Raw genomic sequence first — 20,148 nt, 5'->3', positions numbered from 1 at the left:
GCCCCGTACGCGCACCACGCCGCATCGCAGCGCACCGCACCGCCGGGCACGCACGCCCACCCGCACCCCGCGGCCTCCCCGCCGCGGCGTCCCCACCCACGCGAGGCCGCTCATGCCCGAGGCCCACCCGCACCCACACACGCACCCGTCCCGCACACCGAGACGAGTTGGAGCACGCATGCCCCAGCACGTGCCGAGCGCGCCCGCCGTCCCGCCCGGCGCGGCCCGCCCCGCAGCCGGCGCCGCCGCCGTGCACGCGCCCGCCCGCCTCCCCCGCCCGCGGCAGGACGCCGACGAGGCGGCGACGCCCCGCCGGATCGTCTTCCTCGCCCGGCGCGACCTCGGCAATCCGGCCGCCGGGGGCTCCGAGTTGCTCATCGACCGGATCGCTGAGGGCCTGACCGCTCACGGGCACCAGGTGACGCTGCTGTGCGGCGGTCCCGCCGCGTACCGCGACTACCGGGTGGTGTCCGCGGGGGGCGACGCCGGGCACTTCCTCCGGGCGCGGCGGGCCCTCACACGTCAGGTCGGCGCCTGCGACCTGTTGGTGGAGGTCTGCAACGGCATGCCGTATCTCGCGCCGCTCTGGCACCGGGGTCCGACGCTGTGCTTCGTCAACCACGTGCACACGGACCTGTGGTCGATGCGCTATCCGGCTCCCGCCGCGCGGCTGGGTCGCCGCCTGGAGCACTGGGCGCTGGCCGGCAGCCACCGCCGCAACCTCAAGGTCGCCGTGTCCGGCTCCACCGCGCAGGCGCTGGCCGGACTCGGCGTTCCGGACGACGAGATCCGGGTCGTGCACAACGGCGTCGAGGAGCCGGGCACGCTGCACGCCGAGGACGAGGAGCCGCTGTTCCTCGCGATGGGCCGGCTCGTCGAGTACAAGCGGATCGATCTGCTGCTGCGCCTGTGGGAACGGGTGCGCCCGGTCACCGGCGGACGGCTCGTGATCGTGGGCGACGGCCCCGAACGCGCGCGGCTGGAGGCCATGGCCGGCCCGGGCGTGACGTTCGCCGGGCGCGTCGACGAGGCGGAGAAGCACCGGCTCCTCTGCCGCGCGTGGCTGCTGCTGCACCCGTCGCTGGTGGAGGGCTGGGGGCTGGTCGTGACCGAGGCCGCGATCCGCGGCACCCCGGCCGTCGGCTTCGACATCCCCGGACTGCGCGACTCGGTCGACGACGGCCGCACCGGTCTGCTGGCCCGCGGCGAGAGCGCGTTCGCCGCGCACTGGTGCTCCGTCGCCCTGTCGCCACGACGCCGCGACGCGCTCGGCGCCGCCGCCCGGCTCCGGGCGCAGCGGCTGAGCTGGGAGAACACCGTGCAGGGATTCCGGACGGTCGCGGCCGAGGCGTACGCGCGGTCCGGCACGGCCCGGACGGCGTGAGGGGCGGCAGGTGACGGACACGGCAGCAGACGGGCAGCACGCACACGCCCCGCAGACCACGACTCCGCAGACCACGACCCCGCAGACCACGGACCGGCACCCGTGGCCCCCGCAGACTCCACCCACCCAGACGCCACCGGCCCAGTCCTCACCCCCGCAGGCCGGCACGCCGCGGGCGCCCTCCCACCCCGACCCGTCGCTGCGCCGGTCCGCGGCGCTCTTCCGCGCCTTCCTCCGGGAGCAGACCGACCCCGCCCACGCCTACGGCCTGCTGGCGCGGGACGCCGCCGACCAGGTGGAGCGGCATCACCCGCTCTCCGGCGCCACCGTGGTCGACGTCGGCGGCGGGGCGGGCCACTTCACCGAGGAGTTCCGCCGGCGCGGCGCCCGGGCGTTCCTCTTCGAACCGGACCCCGCCGAGCTGCACGCCGACGACCGGCGCCCGCACGGTGCGGTGCTCGCCGACGGCTACCTGCTGCCGCTCGCGGACGGCGCGGCGGACGTCTGCTTCTCCTCCAACGTCCTCGAACACGTCGCGGACCCGCAGACGTTCCTCTCCGAGATGGTCCGGGTGACGCGTCCCGGCGGACTGATCTACGTCGCCTTCACGAACTGGTACTCCCCCTGGGGCGGCCACGAGACCGCGCCCTGGCACTACCTCGGTGCGGCGCGGGCTCGCACGCGTTACCGGCGGCGTACCGGGCGGGAGGCCAAACACACCCTGGGCGAGAACCTGTTCGCCGTGCACATCGGTCCCACGCTGCGGCAGGTGCGCGCCCGGCCGGACGTACGGATCGTCTCCGCCCGCTCCCGCTACTGGCCGTTCCTGCCGGGCGCGATCACCCGCGTTCCGCTGCTCCGCGAGATCGCCACCTGGAACCTCCTCCTCATCCTCCGGCGGTGCCCATGACCTCGACGCTCAGTCCTCCGCAGTCCCCGCCGGACCCGGGCCGGCCCCGGCCGGCGCGCACGCCCGGGCCGCCCGACCGGCCGGAACGGCGGAGCAGGCGCTGGCTGCTGGGCTTCTGGGCCGTCGCCCTCGTCGGCTTCCTGGTGCCGTCCCCGGGCCGGATGACGTTCGAGACCAAACTGGGCGTGGTCACGGACCCGTGGCGGTTCCTCGGCGATCTCGGCGAACTGTGGCACGACCGGGCGGGTTTCGGCGGCATCGCCGACCAGTACGTCGGCTACGCCTTCCCGATGCTGCCCTACCACGCACTGACCGACCTGCTGGGCCTGCCGGTCTGGCTCGCGGAGCGCCTGTGGCTGTCGCTGGTGGTGACCGCCGCCTTCTGGGGCGCGTTGCGGCTGGCCGAACGGTTCGGGGTGGGCACCTCGCGTTCCCGGCTGCTGGGCGCGGCCTGCTACGCACTGTGGCCGACGTTCACCATCGTCGTCGGTTCGACCTCGGCCGCCGCGCTGCCCGGCGCGCTGCTGCCCTGGGTGCTGCTGCCGCTGACCTCGAAGACCGCCTCGCCGCGTGTGGCGGCCGCCCGGTCGGCTCTGCTGATCCCCTTCATGGGCGGCGTCAACGCCGCCTCCACACTGGCCTCGCTGCTGCCGGTCGGCCTGTACCTGCTCAGCCGCACCGGCCGGCGCCGCCGTGCCCTCATCGCCTGGTGGACGCCCGGCGTGCTGCTGGCGACCGTGTGGTGGGTGGTGCCGCTGCTGCTCCTCGGCGGCTACGGCGAGGACTTCATGCCGTACGTCGAACAGGCCGAGACCACCACCGGCACGATGGCGGCCACCGAGATGCTGCGCGGTGCCGGGAACTGGACGGCCTACCTCTTCCACGGCGAGCCCTGGCTGCCGGCCGGCTGGACGATGGCCACCGGCGTGCTCGCGATCGCGGGCAGCGCGCTGGCCGCGGCGCTCGGGCTGGCCGGGCTGGCGCGGCGTGACCTGCCCGAACGACGCTGGCTGGTGCTGACCGCCGTCGCCGTCGCCGCCGTCACGCTGGCCGGTTACGCCGGTGCGCTGGGCGGCCCGTTCGCTCCGACGGTGCAGGGCTGGCTGGACGGTCGGCTGCGGCCGTTCCGCAACATCTACAAGTTCCAGCCCGGCCTGGCGCTGGCGCTCGCCTTCGGGCTGGCGCACCTGGTGGGCGTCGCCGCCCGGCGGGCCGGTTCGCGGGGTCTGCCCGCGCGGCGGCTGCTGCCGGGACTGGCCGCGCTGCTGGTGCTGCCCGGGCTCGCCCTGCCGTTCCTCCGGGTGGACGTTCTCCAGCCCGGGGCGTTCGAGAAGCTGCCCCGGCACTGGCAGCAGACCGCCGACTGGCTGGAGGAGCACGCGCCGGAGAGCCGCGCGTACGTCACCCCGGCCACCGCGCACGGCATCTACACCTGGGGCTCGCCGATCGACGACCCGCTGCACGTGCTGGCCGCATCGCCCTGGGCTCAGCGGGACTTCGTGCCGTTCGGCACTCCGGGCAACCGGCGGGCGCTGGACGCCGTCGAGCGGGCGATGGCGTCCGGCACCGAGGTGCCCGGACTCTCCGCCTACCTGGCACGCGCGGGCCTGCACCACGTGGTGGTCCGCAACGACCTCGACCCGGACCAGGTCGGGTACGTCCCCCCGCAGACGGTGGAACGCACCCTGAAGTCCTCCGGATACGAACGGGTCGCCGCGTTCGGGCCGAAGGTGACCGCCGGCCGGATCGCGGCGGACACCCCGCTCGACGTGGCCGCCCTGTACCCGCGCCCGCAGGCCGTCGAGATCTACCGGCCGACCGGCGTGGAGCCTCCGGGGAGGGTCACCGCACGCGCGGTTTCGGAGACCGCGTCCGTCAGCGGCGGCCCGGAGTCGCTGCTGCCGCTGGCCGGCGACCCGCGGCTGGCCGGGCGTCCCACCGTGCTGACCGGCGACGCGCATCCCGGCCTCGACGAACCCGCGCTCCAGGTACGCGGCGACGGACTGCGCCTCACCGACACCCGTTTCGGTCTGCTCAACCACAACACGTCCGCCGTGTACACGCCCGGGCAGCGCAACCATCCGGACGCCGTGCAGGACGCGGGCGAGCCGCCGAAGCAGATCCTGCCCGTCGAGGGCGTCCGGCATCAGACGACGGCCGCGCTGCGCGGCGCGGAGTCGGTGAGCGCGTCCAGCAGCGGCAACTGGCTGTTCCACCTCCCGCAGTTCGAGCCGGTGCACGCCTTCGACGGCGACCCGGACACGGCGTGGGCCGAGGGCAGCGCGGCGGAGCCGGTCGGCCAGTGGGTGCAGGTCGACTTCGACGGCACCACCGACGTCCCCCCGGGCCTGGAGGTGACGCCGCTGCCGGGCGACCAGGTGCGCGCCACGCCGACACGCATCCGGGTCACCACCGAGCAGGGCAGCGAGGAGAGCCCGCTGCGCCCGGACGGCTCGACGCAGCGGGTACGGGCCCCGGCGGGTCCGTCCGACTGGCTCCGTGTCACCCTCACCGCGACCGAGAGCGCCTCGCCCGGCCTGACCGGGGCGGGTTTCGCCGAGATCGCCGTGCCGGACGTGCGGGTGGAGAAGCTGCTGCGCCTCCCGCGGGACGCGTCGGACACCGCCGCCGCGGGCGAGATCGTCTCGCTGCACCGCGCGTTCGACTCGGGCGGGCTGCTGCCCGTCGCCGAGGAGGGCGGCGCGATGAACCGGCGCTTCGCGACCGGGACGGCGGGCGACTGGCGCATGACGGCGACCGCACGTGCGGTGCCGGGCGACGCGCTCGACGCACTGCTGGCACGTGTGGCGCCCGAACAGCGGGCACGGATCACCGCCACCGCGGAGTCCACCAGCCGGCTCGGCGCGACCGTCGGCCCGCGCAGCCTGGTCGACGGCGACCTCACCACGGCCTGGATCGCGGGCGACGACCCGACCGTCCGGTTGCGCTGGGAGAAGGAGACGGAGATCGACCGGCTGGTGCTCGCGGGTGCGGGTGGCATCACCTCCCGGCCGACCGAGGTGCGGATCTCCTCCCCGGACGGTGCCGCCACGGTCGGCGTCGACGAGAACGGCTGGGTCCGTTTCGACCCGATCACCACCGACGCCCTCGACCTCACCGTCACCGCCGCCGAGGACAAGACGGTCCACAACCCCTTCGCCGACCGGCACCTGCAACTGCCCGTCGGACTGACCGAGGTGCACGTACCGGCCCTGGAGGAGCTGCGCACGCCGCCACCCGACCCGGACGAGGGGTTCTCGCTGCGCTGCGGCGACGGACCGCGCGTCGAGGTGGACGGCACCCGGTACCGGACGAAGGCGTCCGGCACGGTCGCCGACCTCGTGCGCGGCGGGGAGGTGGACGTCGAACTCTGCGCGGACGGCCTCACGTTGCAGCAGGGGCGGCACACCGTCCGGGCGGGCGGTGACGGTCCCCTGGCCGTCACCGGGGTCGCACTCGCCCGGGGCACGGCCGCCGACGTTCCCGGCGGTTCCGCCGGCGGGGCGGGTGGCTCCTCCGAGACGGCGGTGCGGGACGTGACCGTCGAGGACTGGTCCGGCGACAGCCGCACGGTGCGCGTCGGGGACGGCGCGGCCGCCTACCTCCAGACGTTCCAGAACGTCAACGAGGGCTGGAGAGCCACACTGAACGGCGAGGAGCTGGCCCCGCTCCGCCTGGACGGCTGGCAGCAGGGCTTCCTGGTGCCCGAGGGCGGGAGCGGCCTGATCACCCTGGAGTACGAACCGGCGCCCTGGTACACGGCCTCGCTGTTCGCGGGCGGTGCCGGGATCGCGGTGCTGCTCGGGTTGGCGCTGTTCCGGCGACGGGCGGGCGAGCCGCTCGGCGAGGACGACCCCGCGGCCGTGCCGCGACCGAGCTGGGTGCTGGGCACGCTCGTCCTGACGTCGGTGATGGTGCTGGTGTCCGGACCGTACGCGCTGGTGGTGCCGGCGCTGGCGCTGGTGGCCCGCTTCCGGACCCGCCTGCTGGTGCCGATCGCCCTGGTCGCGATGGCCGGTGCGGGAGTCGCCGCGGTGGTCGGCGTGCTCGGCGGCGGCCCCGGCATCGGCGACGGCGAGGGGGCGTTCGGCACGGTCGCGCAGGCCCTCGCCCTGCTGGCGCTCTCCGCCGCGCTGGTCACCCTCCCGGCCCGGCACGAGAGCGGCGACGCCGACCGCCGTGAGCGGAGCGATGCCGCTCCCGACGGCGCGCCGCCGCCCCCGGGCCCCGGACGGCCCGGCGGCGACCCGCCGACCAGGCCGATGCCCACGGTGCCGGGCGGCGGTCCCGTACCGGGTGGGGAGGCGCGCCGATGACCGCGACGCCACCTCTGCCGGGCCCCGACGCCGCAGCGGCCCGGCCCCCGGCCCGGGTGGGGCAGCTCGAGAGTGCCTGCCGGGAGCCGGGTTCGCCCGGCCTCGGGCACGGCGACGAGAGCCGTTCCCCCGGCCCGGACGCGCCCGCGCGGCCGCCCGGGCCGGACATCACCGGGCCGGGCGCACCCGGACGGAGCGCCGTCGGCGCCAGTGGGGGTGAACCGGCAGGCCCGGCCCCGTCGTTCCCCGGCGCCCCCGGCCCCGGCACCGGCCCCGACCCCTGCGCGGCGGCTCCCGTCCCGCCCGCGCGGCGGAAGCCGCCGGCGCGGCTGCCGTTCCCCGTGGTCGACGAGATCACCCGGCACTGCCGGGACGACGACGAACCCGACACCGTGCACATCGAGATCCACCTGCCCCACCGCCCCGAGCCGGAACGGCTGCGGGCCGCCGTGGACGCGGCGCTGCGCCGCCATCCGCGCCTCCTCATGCGGCAGGTGCCGTCCCGGTGGTGGCATTCCCGCTACCACTGGGAGCTGACGGACGCCCCGGACCGTGCGCCGGTGTCATACCCCGGCGGCACGCTCGCCGAGGCGCGGCGCCGGGCGCTCACCCGCTGCCCGTCCCTGGACGCGTCGCCTCCGGTCCGTGTCGAGGTGGTGGCGCACGAGGGCGGCTGGGTGCTGGTGGTCACCCTCAACCACACCGCGCTGGACGGCCCGGCCTGCCTCCGCGTCCTGGCCACCGCCGCGGAACTGTACGGCGGTGCGGACAACTCCCCCGCCCCGCCGCCGGTACGTACGGCCGGGACGGGGGCCGGCCACGCGCCGGAGCCGCCCGCCCCGGGCGGCTCACCGTGGCGGCGGCCCGCCCGCGTCGCCGCCGAGGACGCGCGCCCGGGAACGCCCGGCAACGGCATGCTCGTCACCGAACTGCCCGTCCCCGCGCGCCCGCCACGCGTCCCCGGCGAGCCCGCCGCGTACACCGTCAACGACCAGCTGCTGGTGGCCACCTGGCTGACGGCCGCGCGCTGGAACCGCATGCACGACCGGCCGGTGCGCCCGGTGCGGATCACCATGCCGGTGGACGACCGTCCGCGCACCGCGGACATGCCGATCGGCAACGGCACCCGCCTCGTCGAGGTGACCTTCGGCCCGGAGGAGCGCGCGCTGCACGACCGGCTCACCGCCCCGGGCGGCCCCGACCCCGGCGTGGTGGCCCGCCTGGTGCGGGCGACGTCCGCCCGCACCCGGGCCCTGAAGGCCCTGGACCGGCCCCAACTGGGCTTCAGCGGCGGCCTGCTGACGTCGCCGCTGCTGCCCGTCGGGCTCCGGGCGGCCGCGACCCGGACGCTGCGCGCGGCGGCCGGGCCGTGGGCGTCCACCACGCTGCTGTCCAACATCGGCCGCGTGCCGTACCCGCTGGACTTCGGCGACGCGGGCCGCGCCACAGCCGTCTGGTTCTCCGCCCCGACCCGCGCGCCGCGCGGTCTGTCGGTGACGACGGTGTCGACCGGCGGCCGGCTCCAGCTCGCGCTGCGCTGGTCGCACCGGAGGCTGGGGGACGGTGCGGGGGCACGGCTCGGCGCGCTGTTCGCCGCGTCGCTGGAAGCGACCGCGCAGGATGCCCCTGGCACCGGGCCCGGCCCGGTCCGGGAAGGCGGTGCAGGATGAGCACGCCGCACACCCACCGGTCCGCGCACGGCCGCGGCGGGGGTGTCCACGCGAGCACCGGCGCGGACACCCCGCAGGGACTCCGCGGCCTGTACGAGGACCCGGCCACGCCGGTCGCCTCCGGTGCGGACCGCAGCCGCCGGCAGGCGCGCATCCTGGCGCGGGCGCTCGGCCCGGTGCCGCAGACGGTGCTCGACGTCGGCTGCGGAGACGGTTCGGCCGCGGCCGTCGCCGGTCCGCTGCTGGCACCGCACCGGGTCGTCGGTGTCGACTGGTCGCAGGACGCGCTGCGCCGCGCGGCCCGCCACCTGACGGCCGTACGCGGTGAACTCACCGGTCCAGGGCTGCCGTTCGCAGCCGGGGTCGCGGACGCCGTGCTGTTCAGCGAGGTCATCGAGCACCTGGTCGACCCGGACGCGGCCCTGGACGAACTGCACCGCGTCCTGCGGCCGGGCGGCCACCTGCTGCTGTCCACACCCAACCTGGCGGCCTGGTACAACCGCGGCCTTCTGCTGGCCGGAGTGCAGCCGGTGTTCACCGAGGTGAGCCTGCGGGGCGTCCACGGACGGCCCGGCGCCCAGGTGGTGGGGCACCTCCGGCTCTACACGGCCCGGGCGCTGCGCTCGATGCTGCCCGCCGCGGGCTTCGAGGTGCTGGGGGTCGCCGGCGCGCCGTACCACGACGTGCCGCGCCCGTTGCGTCCGCTGGACCGCCTCGCCTGCCGGGCACCGTCGCTCGCCTCGATCCTGCTGGTGCACGCGCGCAGACTGCCCCGCCCGGACGAGGACGCGGACGGAGCGGGCGGCGCGGGGCACGGAGCGGGGGCGGGCGGCTGATGCTCTGGGGTGTCGCGGCGGCGCTGCTGGCCAACCTGCTGTTCAGCGTCGGTTTCGTGGTGGAGAAGCGGGCGCTGTCCGCGCTGCCGCCGCTGTCCGCCACCCGCCCCGCCGCCCTCCTGGTCCATCTGCTGCGCAGCCCGCTGTGGCTGGTGGGAGCCGCGGCCCTGCTGCTCGGCTTCGGCGCGCAGCTCGTCGTCTACCGGACGCTGCCGCTGGTCGCCGCGCAGGGCCTGTTCGTCACCGGGCTGGTGATGCTGCTTCTGCTGTCCGCTCTCTTCCTCGGGGAACAGCCGAGCGGGCGGGAGCGGCGCGGCATGGTGGCGATCCTGGCCGCGCTGGTGATGATCGTGCTGTCGCTGCCCGGAAGCGACGAGGAGATCGGCCGTGCCGCCCCGGCCCCGGTGATGCTGCTGATCGCGGTACCGGGGCTGATCTTCGGCGTCGGGCTGTTCCTCGCCGCCGAACGCCGGTCCCGGCGCCGGCACCGGATGCCGACGGCCGGGGTCCCCTACGGCGTGGCGGTCGGTTTCCTCTACGGCGTCAGCTCGCTGGCGATCAAGGGCGTCGCCGGGCTGCTGGACGTCGCCGACCTCGCCGGCACCGCCACCGCGGTGCTCGCCTCCCCCTACCCGTACCTGCTGCTGTGCACCGGGGCCGGCGGACTGGTGCTGTCGCAGACGGCGCTCCAGCGCTGCCGCGCCTCGCTGGTGGTGCCGGTGTGCACGACCGTGACGTTCCTGTTCACCGTGGTCAGCGGGTCGTTCGCGTTCGCCGAGCCGCTGCCGTCGGAGCCGGTGCGGCTGCTGCTGCGGCTCGGCGGCTCGGCGCTGGCCGTCTCGGTGCTGCTCGCCCTCCCCCGGCACGACGCCGCGCCACGAGCCGGGACGGCGGCTCGGGCGGCGCCGCGGCTCGTCGGGCGGACTCTCAGCGCCACCGGACGCACCCCGCTGCTCCCGCACCTGACCCCTCACCCGGAAGGCCGCCCGCATGTCCCCCGATGACCCGTTGCTCGGTATCCTCGCCTGCCCGCTCGACAAGGGCCCGCTGGCCCTGCTGGAGGACGAACAGGTCCTCTACAACCCGCGGTTGCGGCGCCGCTACCGCGTCGTGGACGCCGTGCCGCAGCTGCTTCCCTCGTCCGGGGAGCAGGTCTCGGAGCGGGAGCACGCCGCGATCCTGGAGCGACTCGGTCCCGACGTCCCGGAGGAGCCGGCTCCGTGACCCTCGCCGCGCGGCTGGCGCCGCGTCTTCCGGCCCGGCCCGTGAACGTCGCGACGGACCTGCTGTACCCGCGGTTCGAGCCGGAGCTTGCCCGGCTGGCGGACTTCTGCCCGCGCGGCGGGACGGCCGTCGACGTCGGCGGCTGGTACGGCCCGTGGACGCGCCGGCTGGCCCGGCGGGCGGACCGGGTGGTGACGGTGGAGCCCGTCCCGCATCTGGCGCGACGGCTGCGGGCGACGAGCCCCCCGAACGTCGAGGTGCTCCAGGCCGCCGCCACCGACCACCACGGCACCGCCACCCTCTGGCTGCCGCACGGCGGGCGCGGCGACCGGGGGGTCTCCTCGCTGGTGCGCCGCGAGGTCCACCGCAGCGCGGTCGACGTGTCCTGCCTGGCCCTGGACGAACTGGAGTTGCACGGGCTCACTCTCGTCAAGGTCGACGTGGACGGCAGCGAAGCGGCCGTGCTGCGCGGCGCGGAGGAGACGCTGCGCCGCGAACGGCCCGCGCTGTTCGTCGAGTTGGAGCAGCGTATCCAGCCGGTCGGACCGGTGCTGTCGTACCTGTCCGCGCTGGGCTACACGGGCTGGGTGCGGCCGGCCCGCCGGTGGCTGCCGCTGGCGTCGTTCGACCTCGCCGGGCACCAGGCCCGTACCGCGCACGTGGCCGAACACGGCCTGCTTCGCCGTTCTCTGGCCCCGCACCGCCGGTACGTCAACTCGGTGCTGTTCCTCCCGTCCGGGAGTCGGCCCGGAGCCGGGTGACCCCCGGCCTGCGACGGGGGCGCGCGGTGTGACGAACGTCCACCCGGAACCGCGGTCCGTCGGGCCGGCGATGGTTGTGGCGGTGAACTGCGGCGGTCTACTGTCGCAGGGCCTTGGTGTTCGGGAAACCGGTGCGGAACCGGTGCGGCCCTCGCCACTGTGATCGGGAAGTCCGGCTCCTCCCCCGTCGAGGGAAGCCACTGGCACGCCGCGGGAGACCGCGCGGGCCGGGAAGGCGGAGACCGGGCGGCATGACCCGTCAGCCAGGAGACCGGCCGGGGCGCGTCGTCCATCCACGAGGTGCTGGAGAGGTCTCACCCGACATGCACATAGCCGAGGGGTATCTGCCCCCGTGGCACGCGGTCGCCTGGAGCGCCGCCGCCGCTCCGTTCGTCGTCCACGGCGTCCGCACACTGACCCGCGAGGTCCGGGAACACCCGGAGTCCACCCTGCTGCTCGGCGCCTCCGGCGCCTTCACCTTCGTCCTGTCCGCCCTCAAGATCCCTTCCGTGACGGGAAGTTGCTCGCATCCCACGGGCACCGGCCTGGGCGCCATCCTGTTCCGGCCGCCGATCATGGCGGTACTGGGCACCCTCACCCTGCTCTTCCAGGCGCTGCTGCTGGCACACGGCGGCCTGACCACGCTGGGCGCCAACGCGTTCTCGATGGCGATCGTGGGGCCCTGGGCCGGGTACGGCGTCTACCGGCTGCTGCGGCGGAGCGGTGCGCCGCTGATGGCCGCGGTGTTCTGCGGCGCCTTCGTCGCCGACCTGAGCACGTACTGCGTCACCAGCGTCCAGCTCGCGCTGTCCTTCCCGGACCCGGCAACCGGGTTCGCCGGCGCCCTGGCGAAGTTCGGCGGGATCTTCGCCCTCACCCAGATCCCGCTGGCGGTGAGCGAGGGCCTGCTGACCGTGCTGGTGATGCGACTGCTGACGCGGTCCAGCGCGGGCGAGCTGCGGCGTCTCGGGGTGCTGACGAGGATCGCCGACCGGGCCGCCGCCGCACGGGGCGCGGACCGCACCGAGTCCGAGCAGGAGGAGACGGCCCGATGAAGCGCGACACACGGATCAACCTGCTGCTCGTCGCGGTCGTCGCGGCGCTCGCGGTGCTGCCGCTGGTCCTCGGTCCCGGCGACCACGAGGAGGAGCCGTTCGCGGGCGCCGACGCGCAGGCGGAGACGGCGATCACGGAGAACGCCCCGGACTACGAGCCCTGGTTCTCCCCCCTGTACGAACCGCCGTCCGGCGAGGTGGAGTCGGCGCTCTTCGCGCTGCAGGCGGCACTCGGCGCGGGCGTGCTGGCCTACTACTTCGGGCTGCGCCGCGGCCGGCGCCAGGGCGAGGCGCGGTCCGCGGCGGGCCCGGCGGGTGCTCCCGACCCGTCGGGCCCGTCCGCGGAGGAGGGGGCGGACGGCGGCCGCGACACGCCCGCCTCGGCCTGACCGACCGTGCTGCCCATCGACGCGGCGGCGCACAGCAGCCGCTGGCGCCACCGCCATCCCCTGGAGAAGGCGCTGCTCGGCCTCGGCCTCACGGTGCTGGCGATCAGCCTGCCACCGTGGCCCGGCGCGCCCCTGGTCGCGGCGGCGACCCTGGCCGTGCTGCTGGGCCCGGCCGGCGTGGCCGGGCGCGCGCTGTGGCGGGCCTTCCGGGTGCCGCTGGGCTTCTGCGTGACCGGCGCCGTTCCGCTTCTTTTCCAGCTGGGCGGCGCCGGAGGCGGCCCGGTGCCGTGGCTGGCGCTCGCCCCGGACGGGCCCGTCCGTGCGGGTGAGCTGCTGGCCCGTACTTCGGCGGCTTCCCTCGGCCTGCTGCTGTTCGCGTTCACCACGCCCGTCTCGGACGTGGTGCCGCGCCTGGTACGGGCCGGGGTGCCGCCCGCCGTGGTCGACGTGGCGCTGGTCATGTACCGGATGAGTTTCCTGCTGCTCGACTCCGTGCGGCGGGTCCGTCAGGCCCAGGCCGCCCGGCTGGGCCACACCACGCGGGCGGCGGCCTGGCGGTCCCTCGCGGGGCTCGCCTCGACCGCGTTCGTCCGCGCCTTCGAACGGGCGCAGCGGCTCCACACCGGGCTGGCCGCGCGGGGGTACGACGGGACCCTGCGGGTGCTCGTACCGCCGGCCCGGCTCTCGCCCCGCTTCCTGACGGCCACGGCGCTGCTGCTCGCGGGCCTGGCCGTCCTCGCCCTCACGCTGAGGAGGTTCCCCTGATGATGCCGACGTCGCCGCACCCGCCGCTCGTCACACTGGAGAGCGCCGGTTTCCGCTACGAGGACGGCCCGCCGGTGCTGCAGGATCTCGACTTCGCCGTGCCCGCCGGCCGCTCGCTGGCCGTCCTCGGCCGCAACGGAAGTGGCAAGACCACGCTGCTCCGTGTCCTCTCGGGCGGTCTGCGGCCCACCTCCGGGCGGCTGCTGCTGGAGGGCGGCGAGGTCGCGTACGACCGCCGCGGCCTCACCCGGCTGCGTGCGGCGGTCCAGCTGGTCGTGCAGGACCCGGACGACCAGCTTTTCGCCGCCTCGGTCGGGCAGGACGTGTCGTTCGGCCCGCTGAACCTGGGCGTGCCCGAGCCGGACGTGCGCCGCCGGGTGGCCGAGGCGCTGGAGGCGCTGGACATCACGGAGCTGCGCGACCGGCCGACACACCTGCTCTCCTACGGGCAGCGGAAGCGGGCGGCGATCGCCGGGGCGGTGGCGATGCGGCCGCGGCTGCTGATCCTCGACGAGCCCACGGCGGGCCTCGACCCGCACGGGCAGGAGCGGCTGCTCGCCGTCCTCGGCGGGCTCCAGCGGTCCGGAACGACCGTGGTGATGGCGACGCACGACGTCGACCTGGCGGTCCGCTGGGCGCAGGACGCGGCGGTGCTCACCCCGAACGGGCTGCGCACCGGGCCGGCGGCGGCGCTCCTCGCCGACCCGGACCTGCCGGCGTCGGCCGGGCTGCGCCTGCCCTGGGCCACCGCCGTGGCCGCCGCTCTGCGCGCCCACGGCCTGCTCGCCGACGGTGCGGCCGGCCCCCGCACCCCGGAGGAGACCGCAGCCTGGTCGGCCTCCGCCCGCCCCGGCCCCCCTGTGCGGGGGGCCTGAGCCCGTCACGCGGACTTGCGGGGGCTGCGCTTCGTCGCGGTGGTCTTCTTGGCGGTCTTCTTCGCCGCCGTCTTCGCCGTCGTCTTCTTGGCGGTCTTCTTCGCCGTGGACTTCTCGGCCGCCGTGCTCTTCCTGCTCGCCGTGCTCTTCTTGGCGGGGGCCTTCTTCGCGGCCTTCCTGGACGCCGTCTTCTTCTGCGGGAGCTGGTGCACCTCCGCTTCGCCGTCGTCCTCGCCACGCGACTGCCGGGCGGCCTGCACCGAGTTCTCCAGCACGGACATCAGGTCGACGACCTTGCCCTCGCGGGGTGCCGGCGCGCCGACGGGCAGCGGCTCGCCCGCCTCCTTCGCGTCGACCATCGCCTCGAGCGCCTCGCGGTACTCGTCGTGCAGGTCGTCGAGGTCCAACTCGCCGAGGGTCTCCATCAGCGCGTCGGCCAGGTCCAGCTCCTGGTCGCGGACGCTGACGTTCTCGCCGGGCGCCATCCCGTCGGCGGAGCGGACCTCGTCCGGCCAGAGCATGGTGTGCAGGGTGAGGGTGTCCTGGTAGACGCGGAGCATGCCGAGGCTCTCCCGGTTGCGCAGCGCCAGCTTCGCGACGGCGACCCGGCCGGAGCGGGCCAGCGCCTCGCGCAGCAGTACGTACGGCTTGGCGGCACTCTGCCCGTCGCCGGTGAGGAAGTACGAGCGGTCCAGCCGGATGGGGTCGATGTCCTCGGCCGGGAGGAAGCCGAGGATCTCCACGGTCTTGGCCGTGGGCAGCGGCAGGGCGGCGAGGTCGTCGTCGGTGATCTCGACGTGGCTGCCGTCGACGGTCTCGTACGCCTTGCCGATCTCCTCGCTCGGCACCTCCTCGCCGTCCAGCTCGCACACCTTGCGGTAGCGGATGCGGCCGCCGTCGGTGGTGTGGATCTGGCGGAAGGAGACGCCGTGGCTCTCGGTGGCGGAGACCACCTTGATCGGGATGGAGACCAGGCCGAAGGAGATGGCCCCCTTCCAGATGGAACGCATCGATTTGTCCCTTCTGTGGGATTCTTTCGAGTATGCCCATCACGGAGATCGACGGCCACCGCCTCTCCCTCAGCAACCTGGACAAGGTGCTCTATCCGGCGGCCGCGTTCACCAAGGGTGAGGCGATCCACTACTACGTGTCCGTCGCCGACGCCGTCCTCCCCCACCTGAAGGGGCGGGCGGTGTCCTTCCTGCGCTTCCCGGACGGCGTGGACGCGGCCGCGTTCTTCGCCAAGAACGTGCCGCCCGGCACCCCCGACTGGGTGAGGACGGCGGCGGTGGTGCGCACGGGCGAGAAGCGGGAGACCCAGGTGGTGATCGAGGACCTGGCGACACTGGTGTGGGCGGCGAACCTGGCCGCACTGGAGCTGCACACCCACCAGTGGCGGGTGGACGCCCAGCGGCGGGCGGACCGGATCGTCTTCGACCTGGACCCCGGCGAGGGGGCGACGATCCTGGACTGCCGGGAGGTCGGCGTGTGGCTGCGCGACCGGCTCGCGGCGGACGGTTTCTCCGCGCTGGCGAAGACCTCGGGCTCCAAGGGCCTGCACCTGCTCGCCGCGGTGGAGGCGACGGACTCCTCGGCGGTCTCCGCCTACGCCAAGCGGCTCGCGCAGGAGGCGGAGCTGGCGATGCCCGAGCGCGCCCTGCACCGGATGGCCCGGCACCTGCGGGCGGGGAAGGTCTTCGTCGACCACTCGCAGAACTCGTGGGCGAAGACCACCGCCGCCCCCTACACCCTGCGGGCCAGGTCGCAGCCGACCGTCTCCGCTCCCGTCACCTGGGAGGAGCTGGCGGCCGCGGGCACCCCCGACGACCTGGTGTTCACCGCGGAGGACGTCCCCGGGCGGGTGCGGCGCCTCGGCGATCTCATGGCGCCGCTGCTCGACGAGCGGCGGGCCGCCGCCCTCCCCCGGGACTAGGGCCTGTCCGGCGGATCCTTGAGGGTCGGCCCGCGGCGTCTGGTGCATGGGGCTCCCCAGGTCCGCCAGGACCGTGGGGACGCATCGCAAGGCGGAGGACGCGCAGCTCGTGCCTGTCGTACTCGCACGAGGCGACAACGGTGGGGGCACCCCCGTGCCCGAAGGGTCACGGGGGAGAGGTGCCGCAGCCGTCGTCGCGGGCCCGAGAAGATCCGCCGGACAGGTCCTAAACGCCCGCCCTCACCGGCATGGGCTCAGGCGTTGCCGGAGCCCCAGTCGTCGTTCTGCGCGGCGCGCCGGTCGGTCAGCGAGTGGACCTTGTCGCTCACCGCGTCAGGCATGCGGTGCCCGGTCCGCTCGTTCACCGTGTCGTACGCCCGGCTCGCGAACTGGCGGCCGTTCGTCGCCGCGGACTCGGCGGCGTTGCGCACGGCGGGGTTCTCGCTCAGCCGCTGGGCCTGCCGGCGGAGCTGCTCGTAGCGCTCCCGGCCGGCCCGCGCGCCGAGGACGAACCCGATACCCAGGCCGAGGACGAAGCTGACTCGGTACCGCATGACAACCCTTTCGTCGATGCCTCCGCGGGGCCGGACCGGAACGGATTTCGGCGTACCCCGTGGCATGCGCTAATGTATTGCTCGCAGCGAGGGAACGCCCCCGGGAACCGGGCGGTGATCCCCGTGAGGGCAGTCCCCTGTAGCTCAATCGGCAGAGCAGCCGGCTGTTAACCGGCAGGTTACTGGTTCGAATCCAGTCGGGGGAGCACGCCACTCGAAGGGCCCCGGAGACGGGGCCCTTCGTCGTGCGCGGAGGCGTACGGCGAGCGCGGACGAGGAACTCCCGCACGATCCACGCGGGGTACGGCGGAACCGTCCGGCGGGTGCGCGGAGTCCTGGTGTACGGAGATCGTCACGATGGCACCCGTCACGGGCGAGAGATCGTATGAGCAGCTATGCTGCGGCAGACGGCGCGCACGGACGTGTGCGGCGCGCCGCGAGGGGCGGTAGCTCAGCCGGTTAGAGCAGCGGACTCATAATCCGTCGGCCGTGGGTTCGAGTCCCACCCGCCCCACCGGCAGCGACGAAGCCGTCGGCTTCCGAGCTGCGTGTACGTCAACGAGCAGGGCCGCCGCGGGTTACGCGGCGGCCCTGTCGTCGTCCCGCCCGGAGCGCCTGCGCCGGGCGCGGTCCCCCGTCCTCGCGACGCACCGGGAAGACGACGAAGCGGACATGCGGTGACACTATGCTCTCCGGCACGAACGGCGGGGTGCGGTCCGCCGCGCAGGGCCGCGTGAACCGTGCCGGCGTGCGCAACGGCCGTGCGGCGTACGGGCGAGACGGGAGGCGACGACAGGTGGAGCATCCGGTCGTGGGGTATGTGGTGTGGGCCGTGCTGTTCGGGGCGCTGTTCGCGTGGGAGGGGCTCGCGCTGATGCGGATCGGCGACGGCTTCCCCACCCTCAGCGAGACCCTGGGCGCGTTGATGCGCCATCCGGCCGGACGGTGGGCGCTGTTCGCACTGTGGCTCTGGTTCGGCTGGCACACGTTCGTGCGCGGCTGGCACTTCCTGCTGCGGGACCCGTCGTAGAGGAGCACCGCGCATGCTGCCCCCGTGGCTCAACTTCGCGGTGATGGCGACGGGTTACCTGCTGGTGATGGGGTGCCTGGCCGTCGGGCTGCGCCTCGCCCGGAGGCAGGGCCGGGATGGCCCGGCGCCCAGGCGTCCGGCCACGCCCACCGGATGGCCGGGACTGGTGCGGCGGGTGGCGGGGACGGCCGTCGGCGGGTACGTCGTACTGATGGCCGTGGTCGTCGGCTACTACGAGGGGGTGGCGGGGCTCGGCGGTGACTTCCTCGCGGCCGCCGTCACCGAGAGCCTGCTGCTGATCGGCATGGTGGTGCCCGTGTTCCTGGTGGTGTCCTGGGTGGTGGCGCGGTGGCGCGGGCGCCCTTGACGCGGGGATGAGAGCGCTCTAATTTGCACGCCACTTCCCGGAGTTCCCCTCCGCGTTCCGGGATCCTTCTCCCCCACGAAGGAGGCACCCCGCATGCGGCACCACCACCTCGGCCGGGCCCGCACCGGCGCGGCGGCCCTGGCGCTCACCCTCACCGCTCTGACGGCACCGGCCGCGACCGACGCCTTCCGCGCCGACGCCGCACCCGCACCGCCCGCACCACCCACAGCGCCCGCACCCGCACCGCCCGCACCGGCGACGGCCGTCCCGCCGCCGGACGCGGCGCCCGCCGGGTCCCCGGTCGCCGAGCACGGACGACTGTCGGTCTGCGCACGCACGCTGTGCGACAGCCGCGGCCGGGCCGTCCAGCTCACCGGCATGAGCACGCACGGCACGCAGTGGTACGCCCAGTGCGCGACCGAGGGCTCGCTCGACGTTCTCGCCCAGGAGTGGGACGCGGACGTGCTGCGCGTCTCGACCTACGTGCAGGAGGGCGGCTACGAGACCGACCCGGAGGGCTTCACCCGTCTCGCGCAGCGCATCGTCGACCAGGCGATCGAGCGCGGCATGTACGCCGTGATCGACTGGCACATGCTCAGCTCCGGCGACCCGCACGCGAACACCGGATCGGCCAAGCGGTTCTTCACGGACATGGCGTCCCGGTACGCCGACCACCCGAACGTGTTCTACGAGATCGCGAACGAGCCGAACGGCGTGGGCTGGCAGCGCATCAGGTCCTACGCCGAGGAACTGGTCCCGGTGGTACGGGCCCAGGACCCGGACGGCGTCGTGCTGGTCGGCACCCGCGCCTGGTCGTCCTTCGGCGTCTCGGAGGGCGCGGACGAGCAGGAGGTCGTCGCGGACCCGGTCGACGCCGAGAACATCATGTACACCTTCCACTTCTACGCGGCGTCGCACCGCGAGGAGTACCTGCGGACGCTGGAGGAGGCGGCCGAACGGCTGCCGGTGTTCGTCACGGAGTTCGGCACGCAGGACTACGCGGGTGAAGGCCCGAACGACTTCACGATGGCGCAGCGCTATCTCGACCTGATGGCCGAGAAGAACATCTCCTGGACGAACTGGAACTACTCGGACGACCACCGTTCGGGTGCGGTGTTCCGGGAGGGCACCTGCGCGGCGGGCGACTGGGGCGGCGCGGACGCGCTGAAGGAGTCGGGCCGCTGGATCCGGGACCGGATCAGGTCCTGAAACGACGGGTGCGCACTCCGTGCGGGGCCTCCCGTGCCCCGGAGGCCCCGCACGGAGTGCGCGACAGGTCCGTTCAGCAGAACCAGCCGTTCTGGACCCAGCCGTGGCGGTTGATGTCGCCGTAGGCGAAGCCGTACACCCAGTCGCCCTGGACCCGCTTGACCAGGAAGGTCTGCGGGTTGTGCAGCGTGCCCATCCAGGCGCCGACGGGCGCGGTGCGGACGAAGAGGCTGTCGGCGCAGACCGTCTCGCGCTGGCCCACGGTGCCGTCGGCCGCGCCGGCGGGCGTGGCGAAGGTCAGCAGGGCGGCGGCGGTGGCCGTGGCGGTGGCCACGACGGAGACGGCGCGGGTGCGCAGACGCGAGGTCACCATGATCCGTAGCCTCCGAGGCACTCGGCGCGGACATAGCCCCAGTCGTTGGGCCCGAAGTCGAACGTCGCGGCCCAGCCGTTGTAGACGGGGTGGGCGCCGCGGGTGTGACCGACCTTGTTGCCGTACGTCAGCGTCCGCTTGAGACCGACCGGGCCGGAGGAGCTGTCGTAGTTGGCGTAGAAGCTGGCGCTCTGGCACACGATCACCGCGTGATCGGGGACGACGGGGTCGGCCTGTGCCGAGGCGGTGGGCAGGGCGATCAACGGGGCGACGGCGGCCGCTCCCAGGGCCGCCAGTCTTCGAGCTCGCATGGGGGTCCTTTCCGCTTCCGGCGGCCGTGGACCCGGCCGCCGGAAGCGGAGCTACCCCCTACTTTTGACGTGTACACGGTCGTGCTCTGGCAGCAAGCTGCCAGCGGCGCGGGTCAGTCGGGGAGGTTCCACTTCTGGTTGGCGCCGCCGTGACACGACCACAGATGCAGCCGCGTCCCGTCAGCC

General features: G+C 74.8%; 20 protein-coding genes, 2 tRNA genes and 1 riboswitch. Of the genes, 18 read left to right on the top strand and 4 right to left on the bottom strand.

Features of this window, described 5'->3' with window-relative positions; genetic code table 11:
* The first annotated feature begins 178 nt into the window (after positions 1 to 178).
* From K304_RS0105160 to K304_RS0105105, 12 genes are all read left to right on the top strand, one after another.
* Complete coding sequence (locus K304_RS0105160) at positions 179 to 1,384, top strand: glycosyltransferase family 4 protein (protein WP_027762876.1); 1,206 nt, start codon at positions 179 to 181, stop codon at positions 1,382 to 1,384.
* A 199-nt stretch (positions 1,385 to 1,583) separates the two neighbouring features.
* Complete coding sequence (locus K304_RS0105155; protein WP_027762875.1) at positions 1,584 to 2,294, top strand: class I SAM-dependent methyltransferase; 711 nt, start codon at positions 1,584 to 1,586, stop codon at positions 2,292 to 2,294.
* Positions 2,291 to 6,610 (top strand): alpha-(1->3)-arabinofuranosyltransferase domain-containing protein, encoded by a 4,320-nt coding sequence (locus tag K304_RS0105150; RefSeq protein ID WP_027762874.1) that lies wholly within the window; start codon positions 2,291 to 2,293, stop codon positions 6,608 to 6,610. The genes K304_RS0105155 and K304_RS0105150 overlap by 4 nt, the downstream gene beginning before the upstream one ends.
* Positions 6,607 to 8,280 carry a condensation protein gene (locus K304_RS27375; protein WP_486591575.1) on the top strand — a complete coding sequence of 558 codons (1,674 nt, stop codon included), beginning with the start codon at positions 6,607 to 6,609 and terminating at the stop codon, positions 8,278 to 8,280. The genes K304_RS0105150 and K304_RS27375 overlap by 4 nt, the downstream gene beginning before the upstream one ends.
* Complete coding sequence (locus K304_RS27370; protein ID WP_078528576.1) at positions 8,277 to 9,116, top strand: class I SAM-dependent methyltransferase; 840 nt, start codon at positions 8,277 to 8,279, stop codon at positions 9,114 to 9,116. The genes K304_RS27375 and K304_RS27370 overlap by 4 nt, the downstream gene beginning before the upstream one ends.
* Entirely contained in the window at positions 9,116 to 10,120 is a 1,005-nt protein-coding gene (locus K304_RS27365; protein WP_106965522.1) for a DMT family transporter, read from the top strand. Before K304_RS27370 ends, K304_RS27365 begins: the two co-directional genes overlap by 1 nt.
* Positions 10,107 to 10,340 carry a Trm112 family protein gene (locus K304_RS0105130; protein ID WP_027762873.1) on the top strand — a complete coding sequence of 78 codons (234 nt, stop codon included), beginning with the start codon at positions 10,107 to 10,109 and terminating at the stop codon, positions 10,338 to 10,340. Before K304_RS27365 ends, K304_RS0105130 begins: the two co-directional genes overlap by 14 nt.
* The gene (locus K304_RS0105125; protein ID WP_027762872.1) at positions 10,337 to 11,101 is read left to right on the top strand and encodes an FkbM family methyltransferase; all 765 of its coding nucleotides are present in this window, start codon (positions 10,337 to 10,339) and stop codon (positions 11,099 to 11,101) included. The genes K304_RS0105130 and K304_RS0105125 overlap by 4 nt, the downstream gene beginning before the upstream one ends.
* 97 nt (positions 11,102 to 11,198) lie before the next feature.
* A riboswitch (cobalamin riboswitch) is annotated at positions 11,199 to 11,395 on the top strand.
* Positions 11,396 to 11,424: 29 nt separating this feature from the next.
* A complete protein-coding gene (locus tag K304_RS0105120; protein WP_027762871.1) occupies positions 11,425 to 12,156 on the top strand; it encodes an energy-coupling factor ABC transporter permease in 732 nt (243 codons plus the stop codon).
* Complete coding sequence (locus K304_RS0105115) at positions 12,153 to 12,545, top strand: energy-coupling factor ABC transporter substrate-binding protein (RefSeq protein ID WP_027762870.1); 393 nt, start codon at positions 12,153 to 12,155, stop codon at positions 12,543 to 12,545. The genes K304_RS0105120 and K304_RS0105115 overlap by 4 nt, the downstream gene beginning before the upstream one ends.
* A 6-nt stretch (positions 12,546 to 12,551) precedes the next feature.
* Entirely contained in the window at positions 12,552 to 13,310 is a 759-nt protein-coding gene (cbiQ, locus tag K304_RS0105110) for a cobalt ECF transporter T component CbiQ (protein WP_027762869.1), read from the top strand.
* Positions 13,310 to 14,185 (top strand): ATP-binding cassette domain-containing protein, encoded by an 876-nt coding sequence (locus K304_RS0105105; protein ID WP_027762868.1) that lies wholly within the window; start codon positions 13,310 to 13,312, stop codon positions 14,183 to 14,185. Before cbiQ ends, K304_RS0105105 begins: the two co-directional genes overlap by 1 nt.
* 5 nt (positions 14,186 to 14,190) lie before the next feature.
* Here the strand turns inward: K304_RS0105105 and ku are convergent, their stop codons facing one another.
* Positions 14,191 to 15,195, bottom strand: coding sequence for a non-homologous end joining protein Ku (gene ku, locus K304_RS0105100; protein ID WP_027762867.1), 1,005 nt, complete (start codon positions 15,193 to 15,195; stop codon positions 14,191 to 14,193).
* A gap of 32 nt (positions 15,196 to 15,227) precedes the next feature.
* Between ku and ligD the strand changes: the two genes are divergently transcribed.
* Positions 15,228 to 16,118: a non-homologous end-joining DNA ligase gene (ligD, locus tag K304_RS0105095; protein WP_027762866.1), complete on the top strand. Its 891-nt coding sequence runs from the start codon at positions 15,228 to 15,230 to the stop codon at positions 16,116 to 16,118.
* Positions 16,119 to 16,372: 254 nt separating this feature from the next.
* Here ligD and K304_RS0105090 read toward each other — a convergent pair whose 3' ends face one another.
* Positions 16,373 to 16,672 (bottom strand): hypothetical protein, encoded by a 300-nt coding sequence (locus K304_RS0105090; RefSeq protein ID WP_027762865.1) that lies wholly within the window; start codon positions 16,670 to 16,672, stop codon positions 16,373 to 16,375.
* Positions 16,673 to 16,805: 133 nt separating this feature from the next.
* On the opposite strand from K304_RS0105090, the gene K304_RS0105085 reads away from it, so the two are divergent.
* The 5 genes from K304_RS0105085 to K304_RS27355 all read left to right on the top strand — a co-directional run bounded on the left by K304_RS0105085 (position 16,806) and on the right by K304_RS27355 (position 19,278).
* Positions 16,806 to 16,878 (top strand) — tRNA-Asn (locus K304_RS0105085).
* 234 nt (positions 16,879 to 17,112) lie between these two features.
* Positions 17,113 to 17,186: transfer RNA gene (locus K304_RS0105080), tRNA-Ile, on the top strand.
* 297 nt (positions 17,187 to 17,483) lie between these two features.
* The gene (locus tag K304_RS33230) at positions 17,484 to 17,702 is read left to right on the top strand and encodes a DUF6186 family protein (protein WP_158687297.1); all 219 of its coding nucleotides are present in this window, start codon (positions 17,484 to 17,486) and stop codon (positions 17,700 to 17,702) included.
* A 13-nt stretch (positions 17,703 to 17,715) separates the two neighbouring features.
* A complete protein-coding gene (locus K304_RS0105070; RefSeq protein WP_027762864.1) occupies positions 17,716 to 18,069 on the top strand; it encodes a DUF6256 family protein in 354 nt (117 codons plus the stop codon).
* Positions 18,070 to 18,162: 93 nt separating this feature from the next.
* Positions 18,163 to 19,278 carry a glycoside hydrolase family 5 protein gene (locus K304_RS27355; RefSeq protein ID WP_051307906.1) on the top strand — a complete coding sequence of 372 codons (1,116 nt, stop codon included), beginning with the start codon at positions 18,163 to 18,165 and terminating at the stop codon, positions 19,276 to 19,278.
* Positions 19,279 to 19,351: 73 nt separating this feature from the next.
* Here K304_RS27355 and K304_RS0105060 read toward each other — a convergent pair whose 3' ends face one another.
* Positions 19,352 to 19,651: a hypothetical protein gene (locus K304_RS0105060; RefSeq protein ID WP_027762863.1), complete on the bottom strand. Its 300-nt coding sequence runs from the start codon at positions 19,649 to 19,651 to the stop codon at positions 19,352 to 19,354.
* Positions 19,645 to 19,962, bottom strand: coding sequence for a hypothetical protein (locus tag K304_RS0105055; RefSeq protein ID WP_027762862.1), 318 nt, complete (start codon positions 19,960 to 19,962; stop codon positions 19,645 to 19,647). The genes K304_RS0105060 and K304_RS0105055 overlap by 7 nt, the downstream gene beginning before the upstream one ends.
* Between the last annotated feature and the right edge of the window lie 186 nt (positions 19,963 to 20,148).

This window comes from Streptomyces sp. CNS606 (genome assembly GCF_000426325.1).
The sequence above is the reverse complement of the archived record's forward strand: the minus strand, read 5'-3'. Positions and strand labels throughout refer to the sequence as shown.